At 67.4% G+C, this 17,388-nt stretch carries 14 protein-coding genes; 1 reads left to right on the forward strand and 13 read right to left on the reverse strand.

The features are described from left to right. Position 1 precedes the first annotated feature (1 nt). From AC1RQK_RS31980 to AC1RQK_RS31995, 4 genes are read right to left on the reverse strand one after another with little or no spacing between them, the layout of a single operon-like run. On the reverse strand, positions 2–976 hold the full coding sequence (locus AC1RQK_RS31980; protein ID WP_492813389.1) for a fumarylacetoacetate hydrolase family protein: 975 nt from the start codon (positions 974–976) through the stop codon (positions 2–4). Between the two features lie 13 nt (positions 977–989). Then, entirely contained in the window at positions 990–1,586 is a 597-nt protein-coding gene (locus AC1RQK_RS31985; RefSeq protein ID WP_492813391.1) for a VOC family protein, read from the reverse strand. Beyond that, complete coding sequence (locus AC1RQK_RS31990; RefSeq protein WP_492813393.1) at positions 1,583–3,538, reverse strand: FAD-dependent monooxygenase; 1,956 nt, start codon at positions 3,536–3,538, stop codon at positions 1,583–1,585. The genes AC1RQK_RS31985 and AC1RQK_RS31990 overlap by 4 nt, the downstream gene beginning before the upstream one ends. A gap of 41 nt (positions 3,539–3,579) precedes the next feature. Further along, positions 3,580–5,421: an FAD-dependent monooxygenase gene (locus AC1RQK_RS31995; RefSeq protein ID WP_492376254.1), complete on the reverse strand. Its 1,842-nt coding sequence runs from the start codon at positions 5,419–5,421 to the stop codon at positions 3,580–3,582. Between the two features lie 237 nt (positions 5,422–5,658). Here AC1RQK_RS31995 and AC1RQK_RS32000 point away from each other — a divergent pair, with 237 nt between their 5' ends. Further along, positions 5,659–6,387, forward strand: a complete 729-nt coding sequence (locus tag AC1RQK_RS32000; protein ID WP_492376253.1) for a TetR/AcrR family transcriptional regulator — start codon at positions 5,659–5,661, stop codon at positions 6,385–6,387. Positions 6,388–6,390: 3 nt separating this feature from the next. On the opposite strand, the gene AC1RQK_RS32005 is transcribed toward AC1RQK_RS32000, so the two are convergent. From AC1RQK_RS32005 to AC1RQK_RS32045, 9 genes are all read right to left on the reverse strand, one after another. Then, complete coding sequence (locus AC1RQK_RS32005) at positions 6,391–8,865, reverse strand: ankyrin repeat domain-containing protein (RefSeq protein WP_492813396.1); 2,475 nt, start codon at positions 8,863–8,865, stop codon at positions 6,391–6,393. Positions 8,866–9,070: 205 nt separating this feature from the next. After that, complete coding sequence (locus AC1RQK_RS32010; protein ID WP_492813398.1) at positions 9,071–9,493, reverse strand: GNAT family N-acetyltransferase; 423 nt, start codon at positions 9,491–9,493, stop codon at positions 9,071–9,073. A gap of 32 nt (positions 9,494–9,525) precedes the next feature. Beyond that, complete coding sequence (locus AC1RQK_RS32015) at positions 9,526–9,939, reverse strand: cupin domain-containing protein (protein WP_492376250.1); 414 nt, start codon at positions 9,937–9,939, stop codon at positions 9,526–9,528. A 105-nt stretch (positions 9,940–10,044) separates the two neighbouring features. Next, positions 10,045–10,467, reverse strand: coding sequence for a hypothetical protein (locus tag AC1RQK_RS32020; RefSeq protein WP_492813400.1), 423 nt, complete (start codon positions 10,465–10,467; stop codon positions 10,045–10,047). A 513-nt stretch (positions 10,468–10,980) separates the two neighbouring features. Beyond that, entirely contained in the window at positions 10,981–11,565 is a 585-nt protein-coding gene (gene cysC / locus AC1RQK_RS32025) for an adenylyl-sulfate kinase (RefSeq protein ID WP_492813402.1), read from the reverse strand. Positions 11,566–11,603: 38 nt separating this feature from the next. Next, a complete protein-coding gene (locus AC1RQK_RS32030; protein WP_492813404.1) occupies positions 11,604–13,703 on the reverse strand; it encodes a peptidase M50 in 2,100 nt (699 codons plus the stop codon). Between the two features lies 1 nt (position 13,704). Beyond that, positions 13,705–15,048 (reverse strand): efflux RND transporter periplasmic adaptor subunit, encoded by a 1,344-nt coding sequence (locus AC1RQK_RS32035; RefSeq protein ID WP_492813406.1) that lies wholly within the window; start codon positions 15,046–15,048, stop codon positions 13,705–13,707. Next, positions 15,045–15,815: an efflux RND transporter periplasmic adaptor subunit gene (locus AC1RQK_RS32040; protein ID WP_492813408.1), complete on the reverse strand. Its 771-nt coding sequence runs from the start codon at positions 15,813–15,815 to the stop codon at positions 15,045–15,047. The genes AC1RQK_RS32035 and AC1RQK_RS32040 overlap by 4 nt, the downstream gene beginning before the upstream one ends. A gap of 71 nt (positions 15,816–15,886) precedes the next feature. After that, positions 15,887–17,353: a TolC family protein gene (locus AC1RQK_RS32045; protein WP_367651515.1), complete on the reverse strand. Its 1,467-nt coding sequence runs from the start codon at positions 17,351–17,353 to the stop codon at positions 15,887–15,889. Between the last annotated feature and the right edge of the window lie 35 nt (positions 17,354–17,388).

Raw genomic sequence — 17,388 nt, forward strand, 5'->3', positions numbered from 1 at the left:
GCTACGGTTGATGTCCGGTGATCGAGTTCGTCAGCACGCCAAGCCCGGCGATTTCCACGTCGACCCGGTCGCCGTCGTCCAGGAAGCGCCATTGCTCGATGCCGGCGCAGTTCGGCACGCAGCCGGTGGCCAGCAGCTCGCCGCCGTGCAGCGTCTCGTTGGCCGACGCATAGCTGACGATGCGGTCGATGCGATGGGTCATGCCAGCCGTGCTGCCTTCGCCGCGCACCTCGCCGTTGACGCGCACGGTCACGCCCAGCGCGTGGGGATCGCGGATCTCGTCCGCGGTGACGATCCAGGGGCCAAGGCTGTTGCTGCCATCGAAGTCCTTTCCCTTGGCCGGGCCCGCGCTGGGCCGGGCGCGCATCTCCCGCATAAGCTGTGCGCGTTCGGAGAAGTCGTTGAAGATCACGTAGCCAAAGACATGCGACATCGCCACCGAGGCGTCGATGTTCTTGCCGGGACGCCCGACAACGACGCCCAGCTCGGCCTCGTAGTCCAGCCTGGCGCCGGGATCCGGCCGCAGCACCTTGCTGCCATGGCCGGACAGGTTGAGGCGCACGCCTTTGTAGTAGATCGGCGTCTCAAAGAAGGCCTTGGGCACCTTGCCGGCACCGAGCGCGCGCATCAGCATGCCCGTCGCCGGGCTCACGCCATGCGCCATGACCTGTTGGAACGCATTCTTCAGATGCTGCTCGTACACGCTGAAGCAGCGGATCTGCGGGGGACGGTATGGCACCTCGAAGCGGACCTGGCGCAGCGCATGCGCCGGGTGCGCGCGGCCCGGCTTCGTGCCTTGCGCTTCCAGCTTGCGCAAGGCGGGCAGCGTCTCGTCCTGGTGCTCGATCAGCGCCAGCAAGGTGGCAAAGCGCGAATCCCCGGCAAAGGATGCGGTCACATCCAGCACGCGGTCGCCCGCTAGCGCCAGGCCGACGTGGCTCGCCACATCCGCGGTGGAAAACGTACACAGTCTCACGGTGGGCGGCCTCTCAACGCATCGTCAGGAACTGGCGGCTGGTCACCTCGCCGGGACGCATCAACAGCGCTGCGGGCTCGCCCGCCTGGTAGCGCTCCAGCAGATGCTCCGGATCGAACTCGACACCGATAGAATTCTCGGCGAACGCGCCGGAGTGGAACCAGGCCTCCAGTTCCTCCGGTGTGGCGAAGTTGTCGACCTGAAGCTCGGCCTGGATGCCGTCGGGATCGCGGTAGTACAACGACGTGGTCGGCCCGTGGTTGATGCACCATTGCGGGCGCAGGCCGTGGCCCTTCAGGCGCTCGTAGGTATGCAGCAGGTCGCCGAGCGAGCCGAAGGTGAATGCCACATGGTCCAGGCCTGTGCTCTCGCGACGCTTCGGCTCGAAGTTGGCGGCATTGATCAGGGCCAGGCGGTGGTGCTCGTCGTCGTAGGAGAGGAAGCAGAGCAAGGCGTTGCGGTACATCACCCGCGCGCCCAGCACCACGCTCCACCAGTGGATCGTCTCGTCGAAGCGCCGCGTGGTGAGCACGATGTGCGCAAGCTTCTGCGGCGCACGGGCCTCCGGGTCCGGGCAGGGGATAGGAAACTGGTCCATGCTGTCGCTCATTGCATCTCCTTGGTGAGGCTGATGGGGCTGATGGGGCTGGGGGGACTGGTAGGGCGTGCCGGCGGTGCTGCGGGGATGGCGGACTGGGACACCAGGCGCGAAATCACATCCGGTAATGTCGCGCACGGATCGGCGCACTGACGCCGGCTGCGCCAGGCCACGATGCCGTCGCCGCGCAGCAGCACCGCGCCGGACTCATCGATCTCCATCGCAGTGGCGAAGGCCGAGGGGCGGATGCGAAACTGCGCGCCGTCTTCGGTCCCGATGCGCGGACACGCCACGTCGATGCCCCAGTCGGCACGCAACTGCGTCAAGGCCGCCTGCCAGCGCACCCGCTCCTTGTCGCCCACCAGCAGCGTCAGCGGCGCGCGGCGCGCGAGGTCCCGCGTCGACAGCGACTCGCCAGCGGCCTCGCTCCAGAGATGCGGGATCAGCGAGCCCGGGCTGGTGGTCGGCCAGTACTCAGTGCCGCTGTGCGGGGACTGCGGATGCGGATGCGGCTCGCGGCAGACGAATCCACTCGATAGCGCATAGCCAAGATCGGTACCGAGCGTGACAAAGACTTCGCGTTGCTTGTCGATTGCCCTTCTGACCTTGGCGCGCACGGCAACTCCCGCGGGCGCGGTGCTCGCTAGATGGCGCAGGGGTTTCAGGCCGGCCCCCGCCACGGTGCGCAACAGTGTGCGCGCGGCGCGCCTGGGCAGCAGGCGGACCACCGTGGAGCGGGAGAGCGCGGCCAGCGTCTTGAGGCCGGCGGGGTCCGCACCGGCGGCACGCAATACTTCGTCGGACAGGTCGCTGAGCTGCTGCGTGCGGTGCGCGTGGGCGGCGGCGCTCTGCGCGCGCTCGGTGGCATAGCTGGACAACAACCCGTGCGCAAGGCCTTCTGGCACATACCCGCCCAGCAGCAATGGCAGCCGCCACGCCAGGCTCGCGGCGTCTTCGATCCCATGGTTCATGCCAAAGCCGCCGATGGCGGAGAAGCCGGCAGCGGCATCTCCCAGCAACACCACCCGGCCCACCCTGCTGGTCTCGGCGCGGCGCAGCGCCATCGTCCAGGGACGGATCGAGACAATGCTGGCATCGACGCGTTCATCGCCAATCGCCGCACGCACCAGTGCCAGCGCCCGCGCTTTGGGCATTTCGCCGGCGGGCTCGATCTCGGGCAGCACCACCGTCGACAGGACCCAGTCTTCGTCGTCGGCGGTGTGGGCCGTGAGCGTGCCCACGACGTCGGGGTTGAGAATCCAGTACAACGGGCTGGGCCGCGACGTGGTCAGCCTGCCCAGCTTGGCGCGGAAATGGATCTGCGCGACCGCTTGCAATGGGGTTGTGGTGGAGCGCACGCCAAGCAGATGCCGCACGGTGCTGTGCGCGCCATCGGCGCCCGCAACGAAGCGCGCGGTGCGCCGGACGACCCGCCCGCTGCGCAGCTCGCGCAGCGTCAACGTGCAGGCGTCATCGTCCTGCGACAGCGCCTCCAGCTCATGCCCTGCCAGCAATTCGATCAGCGGGCTGTCGGCCACGCGCTGCCGCAGGATGGGATCGGCCACGTTCTGGGACAAGTGCAGCGGGCGGCAAGGGCCGCTGCCCAGGAGGCGGGCGGTATGCACCGGGTCGTTGCCGATCGGCACGCAGCGCCCGAGATCCACCCCTGCCAGTGCCGTGCACCACGTGATGTAGCGCAGCTTGAGCGGCGGCGAGCTGATCTCGCGCAGCGCCTCGGCCAGTTCCGCATCGATCGAGCGGATCACCTCCATGGCGCGGGCCGACCAGACATGTCCGCGCGGATGCGTATCCGTGCCAGGCTGGCGGTCGACCAGCAGGCAGCGAATGCCGCGGCTGGCCAGCAAGAGCGCCAGCACGGAGCCGGCTATGCCGGCACCGATGATCGCCACGGGGCTGGGCTGCCCGGCCTGTCGGAGAGGCACGGCTTCGGGATCGATGTTCACGGGTGGACCTTTCTCTTGAGCTTTGGTGATGTCAGGCACGGTCATGCACTGACAGGCACGGGGACTTGCAGCACTTCGCACAGGGCGGCCAGGACGTCGCCGGGCGCTACGTCCGCCTGCAATGCGTAGCGCCATGCAACGTGCCCATCGGGGCGCACCAGGATGGCGGCGTCGGGAAGGCCACCATTCCACGCGGCAAGTTGCGGGTGGTCGTCGCGATGCGCGATGGCATCGAGGTCCAGACCGCGCACCGGCACGCCTAGCGCCTGGCTCACGCCATGGCCGAGCGCGGCGCACGGCTTGCCATGGCGGCCAAAGCCGGCGAGCAGGAAGTGCGCGTTGCCAACGAGATCGTGCGAAGTGGCCGGCGCCCCCGGGGCGCCTTGCAACCGGAAGTGCGGCAGGCGTGCGCCCGGCGTGAACGACTGCGCCACCTCCAGTACGGGATGTACGGGATGCGATGCGATGGGCACAACCGGCGTTGCGGCGCCGCTCGCACAGATTGCCGCGCTCCGGTAGACGTAGCCCAGGTCCAGCCCCAGTGTATTGAAGTGTTCCATCTGCGCTTCGGCGGCCCGCTGCACGTCTTGCCGGATGCGGGCGAACTTTGGCGAGGACGCTTGCTGCACGTTCCGGGTCCGCGCTTCCACGCTCGCCACCAGCAGGCGCTTGACCGCCGAGCGCAGGGCGCCGGGCAGCACGCGGGCCGGGGCGCTGGCGCGCAGCCGCGCGAGCGTCGGCAAGCCCGCTTCGTCCAGGCCCAGCGCCGCGGTCACCTGCCCCATCTTTTGATGGTTGGCCACGCTGACGCGGCTGTTGGTCTCGGCAACCGGCTTGCGCTCGGCGCCATACGTGTCGAGCAGCCCGGGCGCCGCTTTGCCCTGCATGACAAGGGCCAGCTTCCACGCCAGGTTGTGCGCATCGGCTGCGCCTGTGTTCAGCCCCAGCCCGCCCGTGGGCGGAAAGCGGTGGGCGGCATCGCCGATCAGGAAGGTGCGCCCTTTGCTGTAGGGCTCGGCAATGTGCGCCTGCATCGTCCAGTTCGACAGCGACGTGATGCGCAAGGGCAGATGACGCTCGCCAAGCGCTGCCCGCAACATGCGCTCGCACCTGGCCACCGGGAAATCGGCCGGCGATTCGTACGCCGGGAAATACGGCGTCATGAACACGGCGTAGCGCGCCGCATCGTGCACGATGAAGGTGCCCGGGGCCTGCGCCGAGAGGATCCAGAACAGGATCGACGGACTGTCCTTGACCAGATGCCGGATGTCGGCCTCGAAGTTGATTGTGATGAGATGCGCCAGGTTGGTCTCCCCCACCATCGGCAATCCCAGCCCACGGCGCACGGCGCTGCCCGCGCCGTCGGCCGCGATCAGCCAGTCGCTGCGCACCCGATACGCTTGGCCGGTGACGGCATCGCGCACCTCTGAGGCCGCGCCGTGCGCGTTATGCTCCGCGCTTTGCCAGACGTGGCCGAAGCGCGCCTCGCAGCGGGCGCGGCGCGATACCTGCGCAAACAGCAGGCGCTCAAGATGGTGCTGGGGAATATTCGCGGTCCGCTTGCTGCTGGCCGCCGCCAGATTGGCAAGGTAAGTGTCGCTGGCGATATCGATGCGCGCTAGGTCTGCCTCGGCCAGGTTGCGCCGCCAGGTCACGAAGCGCGCCCCGGCCGCATGCGTGGTGATGCCGGCCAGGTCCTCGTGCGTGACGCCGATGCCGGCCAGGATCTCCTGCGTTCTCGCGTTGATGACATGCGCCTGCGGGGCGAGATGCAGGTCATCGCGCTGCTCGATCAGCATCGACTCGATCCCCTGGTCCGCCAGCAGCGCCGCCATGAGCATGCCAACCGGGCCCGCGCCCACGATCAAAACCGGAACTTCCAACTCCCGCATACCTGCCCCCAATGTTGCCAGCCACCTCACGGCCGCCATGGGACGTGAATTTATACAAGTATAAGTCAGCGGCACACTGGTACTTATACTTATATCAGGATGACTAGCAAAGGACTGGCAAGGAACTGGCGTTACCGGTTACCGGCGTTCGGCCGCCCGGATTCAAGCCCGGGGCATGTGGGAGAATGACGGGATCGTTACCGTGTGCGAAACGCGTCGCTAGCCAACATGACCCCTGTCGAGACCCGACGCCCCAAGACTTCCGCCCGCAAGCCAGCCGCGCAGACACCTGTGGCCACGGCGAGCGCATCCCGCGCCGCCGAAGCATCGGGGCGGCAACGGCTGATCGAAGCCGCCGAGCTCGAGTTCACGCAAAAGGGGTACGACGGCGCCTCGGTGCTGTCGATCGCCAACCGCGCGGGCGTGAAGCAGCCCCTGCTGAACTACCACTTCGGCAGCAAGGAGGGCCTGTGGCGCGCGGTGGTGGAGAACGCGTACACGGGATCGCTCACAACATCCCGGCAGGCAGCGGATGCGCCCGAACCCGCCGATCCGCTCGCGCGGCTGCAAGCCGCGCTAAGGGCTTTCGCGGTCAGCAATATCCTGCATCCGGCGGCGCACTCGCTTGTGCTGATGGAAGTCGCGCAGGATGGCCCCAGGCTGGACTGGCTGGTGGACAACTACATGAAGCCGTTTCATGACAAGCTCGATGCGCTGATCGCGCAGTGCCACGCGGCGCAATTGCTCAAGCCCTACCCGCCCGAACACGCCAGCGTGACAATGACCGCCACGCTCACGGCGGTTCAGTCGGCCACGCATCTGATCCAGCGCCTTTACGGCGTCGGCCCCATGACGGCCGAACAGGCGGAGCAGCACGCGGAACAGGTCATCGACGTGCTGCTTAACGGCATGCTTGCGCGCCCCGCCAGCCGCCGGCGGACGGCCGGCGCCAGGTAGCGTTCAGCGCGCGGCGACGCCTTTTTCGATGTAGCGCGCCAGCTCATCGGCGCTCACGCCGATATACGGCCTGGCGCGCGCCTTCATGCTCATGTCGCAGTTGCCAGCCTTGGCGGCGCCTTGCATGACATGGCTGATCGCGCCCGCCATTTCCGGGCTGATGGCCTTGCCGGCATTGCCCAGCTGCCATGACAGCACATCCGCCACGGCCATGCCGCAGCGTTGCGGGTCGCGGTATAGCGCGGCGTCGTGCTCCAGCAGCATCTTCACCTTGGCTTGCTGGCCCAACTGCATCATGATCACCAGCGGCAGCGCGTCGTTCTGGTCCACGCCGTTGATGCGCATGCCACCGTCGCTGCGGTCGGTCTGGTCGGCCCCTGCCTTCAGCCACGCCAGGTACAGGTCATCCGGCAGCCATGGCGCGCTCAGCGGCGCGATCGCGTTGTCCTTCATGCCCTGCACGCTGTTCTGGTATTTGAGGCTGACGCCGGCCGCGACCATCCGCTCGGCCGTGGCACGCGCGCTGGCGCGCAGGCCGTCCCATGCGGGGCTGTCCTTGCTGGCTTGCGCACGTGCCTCCAGGTAGCTCCACGCGCGCAGCAGGGCCGACAGGGGCTCGCTGGTCAGCGGCGCCGCCGGCTTGCGTGAGGCCTGCACCAGCCGGTCTACCAGCGCGGGCTGCAAATAGGAGGCCGAGACGCTCAGCGCCTCGTCCAGGCCGTTGCGCGCCACGGCGTCCTTGCCGCCATAGCCGCCCACCGAAGCGTCCGCGCCACGATCGAGCACAAAGGCCACGCGCTCCGGGATGGCTGGGGCCGCGCCCGGCTTGAGCTCGCCACTCGACTCGCGCAGCGCTTCCAGCAAGGGCGTTTCCCACATGAAGCTACTGCCGTAAACCATGCGGATGTAGGCCGCGTTGATGTCGGCGCCCTTGGCCAGCAGTTGATCCGCAAACCAGCGCGTGCGGAAGTTGCTGATGGCGGCGTGCAGCACGGTGCGGCCTTTTTTTTCATGCGTGTTCGGATCGGCGCCGTGGGACAGCAGGTATTCCAGCGTGGCGCGATCATCCCCATAGTAGGACGTGCGCGTGATCAGCAAAGGCGTGCCGTTGATGTCGGGCGCCTCCAGCGAGGCGCCCGCCGCCAGCAGGAGGTCCGCGATGGCATAGCGCTGCGCCAGGGGCCGCTGGTCGCGCCCGTCCGGCATGGCCGAAGCCATCAAGGCCGAGCCCCGGTTCGGCCCGTCCACCCTGGCGCCGCCGGCCAGCAAGGCGCGCACGATCTCCTCCTGCTGGTAGTACACCGCCACGCTCAGCGCGGAGACGCCATGCTCGTTGACCCCGTTCGGATCCTGGCCGCGCGCCAGTTGCAGGCGCACCGCCTGCAGGTCGCCGGCCTTGATCGCCGGGAAGATCTCCAGGCGCGGCCGGCAGGTGGCCGCGGTCAGTTGCTTCTCGTCCAGCGCGGTGCTGATGCGGGCCGCCACGTTGGACGGGATGGCATTGTTGGACACCAGCCGCAGGCTGCAGTACTGGCGGTAGTCCTCGCGCGCCAGCGCCAGGTAATAGTCGCGCTTTTCCGGGTTGCGCTCGCGCTCGCGCTGCTGCCAGCGCGCGTCCGCGCGGTTCAGGTAGGCCGCGATGCGCGACGGGTCCCGGCGCAGCACCTCGCCCAGGATCAGGTCGGCCTGGGCCGCATCGCCGGCCTCGGCCAGCCAGAATCCATAGTCGTTCAGGGCGACCAGTGTGTCGGGGTATTCGCCCTTGGGATCGATCTCGCGATAGTCCTGCTCCATGACGAAGGTGCGCAACTGCGCCAGCGCGCGGGCGAATTCCGCGGTCTTCGAACGGGGGATGATGCGCGCTGCCTGGTGCAGCGCCCGGAAGGCAGCCAGCGTGTCGACCGGCGGGCGCTGCACGAAGCGCAAGTCGGCCGGCATGGCCGTCAGGCGGCTGGGGTAGCTCACCAAGGCTTTGCGCAGCGTGGCCATGGCCTGCGCCTGGCGCGCCGCGTCCCAGGGCCGCGTGCTGGTCACCGTTGCGGTGCTGGCGTCGGCACGCACCGTGATGGCTTCGCCGGCTGTGTCCACCAGGTAACCGTTCACCTGCTTGCCGTCGACATCGTTGTAGGTGTAGGCCACCCAGTAAAAGGTCTCGTCGCCCCTGGGCGTGGTGACGGACACGTTTTCCTCGTGCGCAGGCCGCCAGGTGTCCGGGTCGATCACCAGCGGCGGCGAGCGGAACGCCAGCCTGGACGTGCTGCCTTCGCGCACATAGCGGTAGAAGAACAAGCGGTTTTCGACCTGGCCGACCAGCAGCGCATCGCGCGCGTTTTCGGTGCCCCACACGCGCCGTTCAGGCGCGTTCAGGGCATAGCGGCTAAGGCGCATGGCGTCGATCACCGCGCCGATATCGTATGCCAGCGCGGGGCGCGGCGTGCCGGCGAGGCAGGCCAGTGCCAGCGCCGCGGCGCCGAGCAAGCGGGAGATGCCGGGGAAGCGTGGAACGAAGGAAACGTGGAGAGCTTGAGATTGAGCCGTGGCAGGAATGCGCAACATCCGGGACCGGGAAGAGTGACAGGCGGCCCGATGATACTCCGCTCACCCGTCAATGCCACGATTCGTTCACTTTTAACGCGGCATTCCGTATCGGCAGGCTAAGCCACATCCTTCTGCATGAACACGCTCAGCGGATCGTGCGCATAGTCGCCGAACGGGCCGCACCGCAGGTAGCCGGCACGGGCGTACACGCCAGCGCCTCGGGCTGGCTGACGCCCGTCTCAAGCACAAAGCGCGGACAGGCCCTGGCCACGGCCTCTTTCTCAAGCGTGGCCAACAGCCGCATCGCAATGCCGCCGCCCCGGTTCGCCGGGCGCACGAACATGCGCTTGATCTCGCCGAACTCCGGCTGCAAGACCACCGCCCCGCAACCAACGGCAATGCCCTGCTGGTCTCGCACGACGGCAAAGAGAACGTTGGGTTGGGCCAGCGCGTCAATGTCGATGCCGTGGTGGCTCTGCGGCGGGTACAGCGGCTTCTGGTAGGCGTCCAGTTCGTCGATCAAGCGGATGACTTCTGCCTGCCTGGGGCTTTCAAACGCAATGCGCATGTTTCGTAGCGTTGGTGCGAAAGCATGAGATTTTATTCCCGCATTGGATCGTACGGCAAAACCTGCTCGTGCTCGTCCGGCTGGTTGCGCGCAACGATGGCTTTAGCGGGCATCGTCGCACTCAGGTTGAACGGCTGGTGCGGCACGCCCGGCGGTATGAACAGGAAGTCGCCGGCTTCGGAGATGACCGACTGGCGCAGCCCCGGCCCGTAGCGGGTCTCGACACGCCCTTCGAGTACGTAGATGCCCGTCTCGTGGCCGCAGTGCACGTGCGGCTCGGCGTGCCCGCCTGGCGGCACGACCACGAGGTACATCGACAGGCCCTTGGCACCCGCGCTAAGCGCGGAAATGCCGACGAAGTAGGGCAAACGCTGGCTGGTTGCAATTTCCCGGTCGGGGCGCACCGTGACCAGGCTCGCTTCCACACTGGATGAAGGGTCCGGCATGTGCGCTCCTCTCGGTATCCCGACGAGGAATTCTACGCCGGAAAACCGGCAGGGAGGCCACCAGCGGCCCACACCCTGCCCGTTCCGCCAGCGGCAAGAGGCCGCTCAGAGATGGCGCGCGGGCGTGTCCACCTTCTGGTGCGCGTCCGCGTCGAGCGACTTTTCCGCATCGTCCCCCGAGAGCCCCTTGTAGTACAGGTGCACCCCGATCGCCAGCGAGTCGTGGCGGATTTCCTGGAACGCTTTCCATGCCTTGGCGGGGTCCTTGAAGACCAGGTAGTGCGCTTCCTGCGAGACCAGCGTCGCCACCTCGCGCAGGCCGTGGCCGTGCAGCGTGCTGACCAGCGTGTCTAGGCTTTGGTGCGTGCGCGCGTCGGTGCGCGGGTACAGCATGTGCAGCACGGCCACGCGCTGGTCGGCTACCAGCGCCGACAAGGCGACGACGATCTCCTGGTGGTTGAGCGCGGTAACGACGCTGCCGGCGGCGCCTTGTTGCTTCGGGAACAGTGCTTCGATCGTGGAGCTCATGGGTTCACTTCCTTTCCTGCAGACTTGGGTGAAGGCGCACCGGGGTGCGCCCGGGCACGAGGCTGCGCCAACGACATGAAATCCTGCTTGCCGCTGGCAGAGCGCGACATGATCACTGGACACCCTCGGGTTAACGCTGCGCCCGGGGTTTTCGCCGACATCCAGTGCGGCATGCCGATGCGTGAATTTACTCCTGTCCGGGGACTAGGGGAAACCCTGAGATAGACCGATACACTTTCCTGCACGCCAGACAATGCCGCCCGGCCCGCGCCAGCACTGGATGAGGCACCTGCGTTTCTTCTGGTGCAATGCGTCAATCCGGATTCCGCAACGCCCGGCGATCACGCCGTGGCGTCGAATGCCTCGTGATTGCGCGCGGCGCCCGCGGCCCGGCCACCCGGTCAAGTGCCCCTATCGCCGAGGACTGTTGAATCGCGGTCAGATAGACGAGTCCTTCCGTATTCACCCAAAGGCGGACTTCCACCAGGACGGGCTCGGGCAGACGCTCTCATTTCATGCCGGCGCTGCCCGCGGTGGCCGCCCTGCCAACGTCTCGCAGATCAGATCCGCCGCCTGCTCCGGCCCGACGATTTCGGTATCGATCTCCAGGTCTGGAGTAAAAGGGGCTTCGTACGGGGCGCTCAGGCCGGTGAACTGGCTGATCTGCCCGGCCGACGCCTTGGCATAGAGCCCCTTGGCATCGCGCCGCGCGCAAACCGCGAAGCTGGCGCTGAGAAACACTTCAAGGAACGCATCGCTGCCGATGATCTCGCGCGCCTGCTGGCGCTGGCTGCGCAGCGGCGAGATGAATGCCGCCACCACCCACAGGCCGCTGCGATTGGCGAGCCTGGCCACTTCAGCGGCGCGGCGGATGTTCTCCGTGCGGTCCGCGTCCGAAAAGCCCAGATCGCGGTTGAGGCCAGCGCGCATTTCATCGCCATCGAGCAGCAGCACCGGATGGCCGGCGGCCAGCATGCGCTTGCGCAGGGCGTGGCTGAGCGTGGTCTTGCCCGCCCCTGATAGCCCGGTGATCCAGACCGTTCCCGGCCGGCGCCCGGTGTCGTGCGATGAATTTGGCGTGAGGTGCGTGAGGTGCATGCTGTGCGTGATCCGGTATTTGGCGTCGGGCTGCGGGATCAAAGGCCGCGTTCGCGCTGCATCAGACCCAGCAGCGCGGTCCAGGCATCGCCCGCCAGGCTATGGCGCTGGCGGGCCAGCAGCACGGTACCGGGCAATTCGCGAGACAGAGGGAGCGAGTCGCAATGCGACAAGCGCACGCGGAAGATGGCCGTGGTTGGCGCCAGCCCGTTGTGCTGGCTGCGCGTGACCGCGATGGGGCCGCCATAGAGGCTGGCCAGCGTGCGCTGCTCCAGGCCGGCGACATTGACCTGGTCCGTCTGCGCGGCGGCGCAGCGCACCGAGCCGAATTCCGGGAGATTGGCGACAAAGACGCCGCTGCTGCCGGCGGTGAGCGCGGCATGGTCCTGCTCGCCGATGAAGGCCTCCGCCTTGAGCTCGCTACCCTGGCCGACGATATGGTAAAGCGGTTCGCCGCGCGCCAGCCACGCGCCATCGGCGAGGAACAGGTTGGCGTCCACCACGCGCCCGGCGAACGGCGCGCGCACTTCCATGCGCTTGCGTTCTTCGGCAAGGCCCGTCACCTCCGCCTGGGCGGCGGCCCAGCGGCGGCGCAGCACATCGCCCTCATCGCGCAGTTTGGTGGCAAACGGCTGCTGCTCCATTTGCCAGCGCAGCTGCTGCGCCTGCGCCTGTGCGGCGGCCAGGCGGAAGTCCAGTTCCGGCGAGACCAGTTGCGCCAGCAACTGGCCCGCGGCGACGGTCTGCCCGACTTGCACCGCGCCACCGCTCACATAGCCGGGCTGGGCCGCGTAGAGCGACTGGCTCTGGCTGGCGCTAAGCACGGCCGGTGCGCGAATGGTGCCGCCCCAGGGGATCACGACCACGGCCAGCAGCACGCCGAGCAAGACCACGGCGCGCCGGGTCCGGGCGTTCCAATGGATATCCGCACGGCGGTGGCGCCACACCAGTAATTCGCGAACGACTGGCATGACGATGAACACGCCTAGCTCGATGGCCAGCAGGGCCAGCCCCAGCGTCTTGAAGAACAGGTGATAGACGGTCAGCGCGATGCCGAAGAACAGGCCGAGCCGGTAGAGCCAGGTCAGGATGGCGAAGACAATGAGGAAGCGGCGCCGCGAGGCGGAAAAGGATTCGGGCGCCGGATCCGCGAAGCCGAACAGCCGTTCCCGCAGCCACCAGCGCGCCATCGCGAATGCCCGGTCGTGCAGGTTGGGCATGTTGAGCCAGTCCGCCAGCAGGAAGTAGCCGTCGAAGCGCATGAACGGGCTGGCATTGATGGCGAGGGTCAGCAGCCACGTGCTGGTTGCCAGCATGAACGCGCCCGCACGCAGCGGTCCATCCGGCAGGAAGCTCCACGCCACCGTGGCAAAAGCGGCCAGCGCCAGCTCCGAGAGCATGCCGGCGGCGCCGATCTTGAGCCGGTCCTCGCGCCGCATCAGCTTCCAGGCTTCGTTGGTGTCCGTATAGAGTACCGGCCACATCACCAGGAAGGCGACCCCCATGGTGGGTACGCGACAGCCGTAGCGGTAGGCGGTAAACGCGTGGCCCAGCTCATGCAGCACCTTGGCCAGCGACAGCGCCAGCCCGATGCCCAGCAATCCCTGCAGGCCCGCATAGGAGGCAAAGGTATGGGTGAATTCATCCCAGCGGCGCGAGACCAGGTAAAGGCCAAGCAGGGCCACCAGCCCCACGCCCCACCAGAAACGCGGCTTGAATGCCCACTCCACCCACGGCGCGCAACGCTGCAGCATGGGCATGGGCCGCACCAGCGGCACGCGGAAGAACAAGTAATGCTTGAGCAGCCACATGGCCTTGCTCACGCGGTGCGCGCCCGCGACGCGGCCCAGCCGCGCGCTGTCTTCTGCCCGCCACGCAAGCAGCAGGTTGTGCCGGTGGAGCAACTGCACCACCGCTTCGAGTTCGTCCTCGCCCACGGTCAGCGTGGTCTCGCGGTTCACCGCATCCAGCAGCGCGCGCGCGTCTCCAAGCGGCCAGCGCGAGAGGATCTCGAATGCCGGCCAGGATAGTTGATAGAACTTGTTGGCCGCCGGGTCGTGCAAGGTCCACGTGGGTGCACCGCTGGTGTCGGCCGGACCGGGGTGCAGCGTCAGGTCCTGACGTAATGGGGGCAACACGTTAGAGGCCTATCCACTGGCGCGCCACCGTCAACGGACGGCGCAGCGCATGATAGAGAAAAGGAACCCAGCCGGCCGACAGCCGCGCGGTGCCGCGCAGGCCAAGCCGCGGCAGGTCCTTGGCGGCAAAGCTCGCGCGCACGCGGTAGGCCAGCACGCCGCCATCGGTTTCGGCCGCGGCGTAGGACACGCTGATGATGCGGGCATCGAACGCCTGGGTCGGGTTGGCGTCCGGGTAAAAAGTGATTGTGTCGCCGGCCTGGATGCTGACCTGCTCCGCCACCGGCATCTGCGCGGTGAGTTCCACCTTGGCCGGATCGGCCAGCAGCAAAACCTTCTCGCCAATGGTGACGGCCTTGCCCTGCCAGTCGTTCACATCGCCGAAAACGGCCACGCCCTCGCGCTCGGCCTTGACCTGCACGCGCGCCAGCTGCCTGGCGGTGTAGTCGAGTTCCAGCGCCTTCTGGTCCAGCTCACCACGGGTCTGGGCCATCTTGAGGCGGCTCTCGTCGTCGGTCACCGCCATCTGCGCCGACTGGCGGTACGTCTCCTGCGCCGTATCGTAAGCGCGCTCGGCCACGGCGCGGCGGGTCTGCAGCGCCACTGTATCCAGGCTGAACAGCGGCGCGCCTTGCGGCACCGGCTGGTTCGGCTGGACGTACACGCGTTCGATCACGCCATCGAGCGGCGCGCGCACCAGGAACGGATCCCGCGCGGACACCTCGGCCGGCGCCAGCACGGTGAGCCGCATGGGAATCAGGCAGACCACCAGCAGGCCGAGCAGGACCCGGCGGCGGGTTCTCCCCGGCCGCAGCATGGCCTTGAGCCGCTGGCCCAGCGGCTGCGCGGGCCGGAACGCCGCCAGCGCGTGGCCATAGGCATGCGTGACTTCGGCCAGCACCGCCAGCTCGTGCTCGGTAAACGGCGCTTCGCGCGCGAGCAGCAGCGCGCCGTCGCGCCGGCCGAGCTGGTCTTTGAGCGGCAACCACAGGGCGTGCGCCGGCAGCCAGTCCGCCCAATCCGCGCTGGCTTTAGCTGGCGCGGCACCGGCATCAACGGACGTGGTATCGGTGTGCGCATGAGCCAGCCCGCGGCAGAGCTGGGTCAGCCATTGCAGATAAGGCGCGTTGGGGTCGACCTGCGGCAAGCCGGATACGGCCGAGACCTGGCCCAGGCCGCTCTCCAGCCAGACCGCCGCCTGCCGGTAGGGCACGAGGCTGAGCGTCTCGTTGGCCATCACAAACCCGAGCGCCTCCACGCTTTGCGCTTCCCGCGCGCGGCGCTCCAACTGCAGCAGTGCAAGCAGCGGGGCAACCGCCGTTGGTGCATCGGCGCCTTGCGTCATTTGTCCGGGAAACTCGCCCAGCCGCTCATGCCCGGCAGCAAGGAGGCCTGGCTGCCGTCGATCTTGCCGGTGATGGAAATCGCCTGGCTCACCGGGTCGATCCTGGCGCCGATGCGGCTGACCTTGGCCGGGAACGACTGGTTGAGTTCATCGACCAGGACCGTGAACGGCGTGCCGGGCTTGATGCGCGCCAGCCACCTGGACGGCACGATCATCTGCAGCTCGAGATCGCTGGAATCGACAATCTCAAGCAGCGGCTTGCCCGGCGTGACAAACTCGTGCGCCATCGCCACGCGCTTTGTCACGCGGCCCGAGAAAGGCGCCGCGATACTGCACTTGCTGACAGTGGAGCGCATATAGGCAGCCTCCGCGGCCGATTCCTTGGCCTTGGCTTGCGCCTGCTCGATCTCCAGCTTGCCGACCGAGTTCAGTTCCGCCAGGCGCTTGTTGACGGCAAGCACCTGCTGCGCGGCCTCGGCGGAGGCTTCGGCCTTGCGCAGCTGCGCGCTGAACAGCGCGCAGTCAAACGAGACCAGCGTCTGGCCGGCGCGGAAGCTGTCGCCGTCCCGCAACGGCAGGCGGTCGATCTTGGCGTTGATCTCGCTGGAGATAGTGGCGAATTCGCGCGCTGCCAGCTGGGTCCGGATACGGCCATCCTTGTCGGCGCCGGCAAACGTGGTGGGCGTGGCCACGGGTGCGGCATCGGCCGCTGCTGCCGCCAGCAGCAGCGGCAGCAAGGCAGCGGCGTTTAATGCAAAGCGTTTCATTACGGAGTGACGGTAAAACTGGATTACGGGATGAATGGCTTGCTCGATTGCTCGATTGCTCGATTGCCTGGTTACTGCGCCTGCTTGGGCGGCTCGACCAGGGTTTTCTCGTGCTCGGCGATGGCCGCGCGCAAGGTCGGCAGGTCATAGCCGCCAACCGCGGTCGGCAACGGGTCCAGGCCCAGGGTGGCCATCATCTGGCCAGAGGCATTCTGCAGCGCGCCGTAGGCTTGATACAGCCGCAGCTCGGACATCACGGCGCTGGCGCCCGCACGAATCTCGGCCAGCTTGCCGGTCGCATCGGAACGGGTGGCATTCTGCGTATGCGTCAGGATGCGCTGATCGACGTCGTTCATCTTGCCGGACAACTCGAAGGCGCGCTTGTAGCCAATGTAACCACGATATGCCACGTGCACCTGCGTCAGCACCGCCATGTTCAGCGCCAGGCGCTGCTGCTTGGCGACTTCATACTGCGCATCGGCGGCGGCACGGATGTTGCCGGCGTTGAGCAGGTTGAGCAGGTTCCAGCTCATGCGCAGGCCGATGTTGTTCCAGGCATTGTTCACCAGGAAGTTGTCGGTGTCGAAGTTCGCGCCCAGCTGGAAGGTCACGCCCGGCAGCAGCTTGGCGAGGGCCTTCTTGGTTTCATCCAGGCCAATGCGCTCGTTGTAGCCCGCCTCGACCAGTTCCGGCCGGTTGACGAGGGCGGTTTCTTCCATCTTGTCGGCGGCCACCGGTAGCTTGGGCAGGCTGAAGCCCGTTGGCGCGGCCAGCGTGTAGTCATCGCCCGGCGGCACGTTCATGATCGAGGCCAGGCGCGGCTTGGCTTGCGCAAGCTCGTCGCGCACGGCTTCGAGCTGGCGCAGGATGTCGAGCAGCTGACGCTGGTAGTTCAGCGTTTCCAGCGGCGACTGCAGCCTCTCCTTCTCGATGCGCTGGGAGTCGTCCAGCGCCGCTTGCGTCAGCTTGAGGATGGGTTCCACCTTGGCTTCGAGCTGCTGCGCGCCCACGGCTTGCCAGTAGGCTTGCCTGACCTGCTGCATCATCAGGTGAACCACCTTGCGGCGGCGCTCGCTCATTACCAGCACGCGGTCGGCCTGCTGGCGCGCGGTGTAGTAGCTGACGCCGAAGTCCAGCACGTTCCACGACAGGTTCAGGTCGCCGTTATAGTGCGAACGCTCGGACGAGGTCGACGGCACCAGGGACTGCTGCCCGGTGACCACGTCCCTGGAGGACGAGGCGAGTTCGTTGCTGCGCCAGGCGTAACCGGCGTCGGCCGTCAGGCGGGGCAGCATGTCCCAGCGCGACAGGTCGAGCTGGCGCTGCGCCATGGCTTCTTCCATCAGTTTGAGCCTGCCGTCGAGGTTGTACTTCAGCGCGCGCGCCATGGCCTCCTCGAGCGTAACCGGGCCGGCCAGCGCCTCCTGGTTCTGGAACATCGCCTGGCGTTGGTCAGGCAGTTCGGCCTGGCGCTCGGCCAGGGTGGTGGCGACGGGCTGAATGGCACAGCCACCCAGCATCGCGGTGGCGGCCAACACGGAAACCAGCCGTTTGGGTCCAGGTTGGACAAGGC

The sequence above is a fragment of the Cupriavidus sp. GW822-FHT02D05 genome (genome assembly GCF_058802485.1).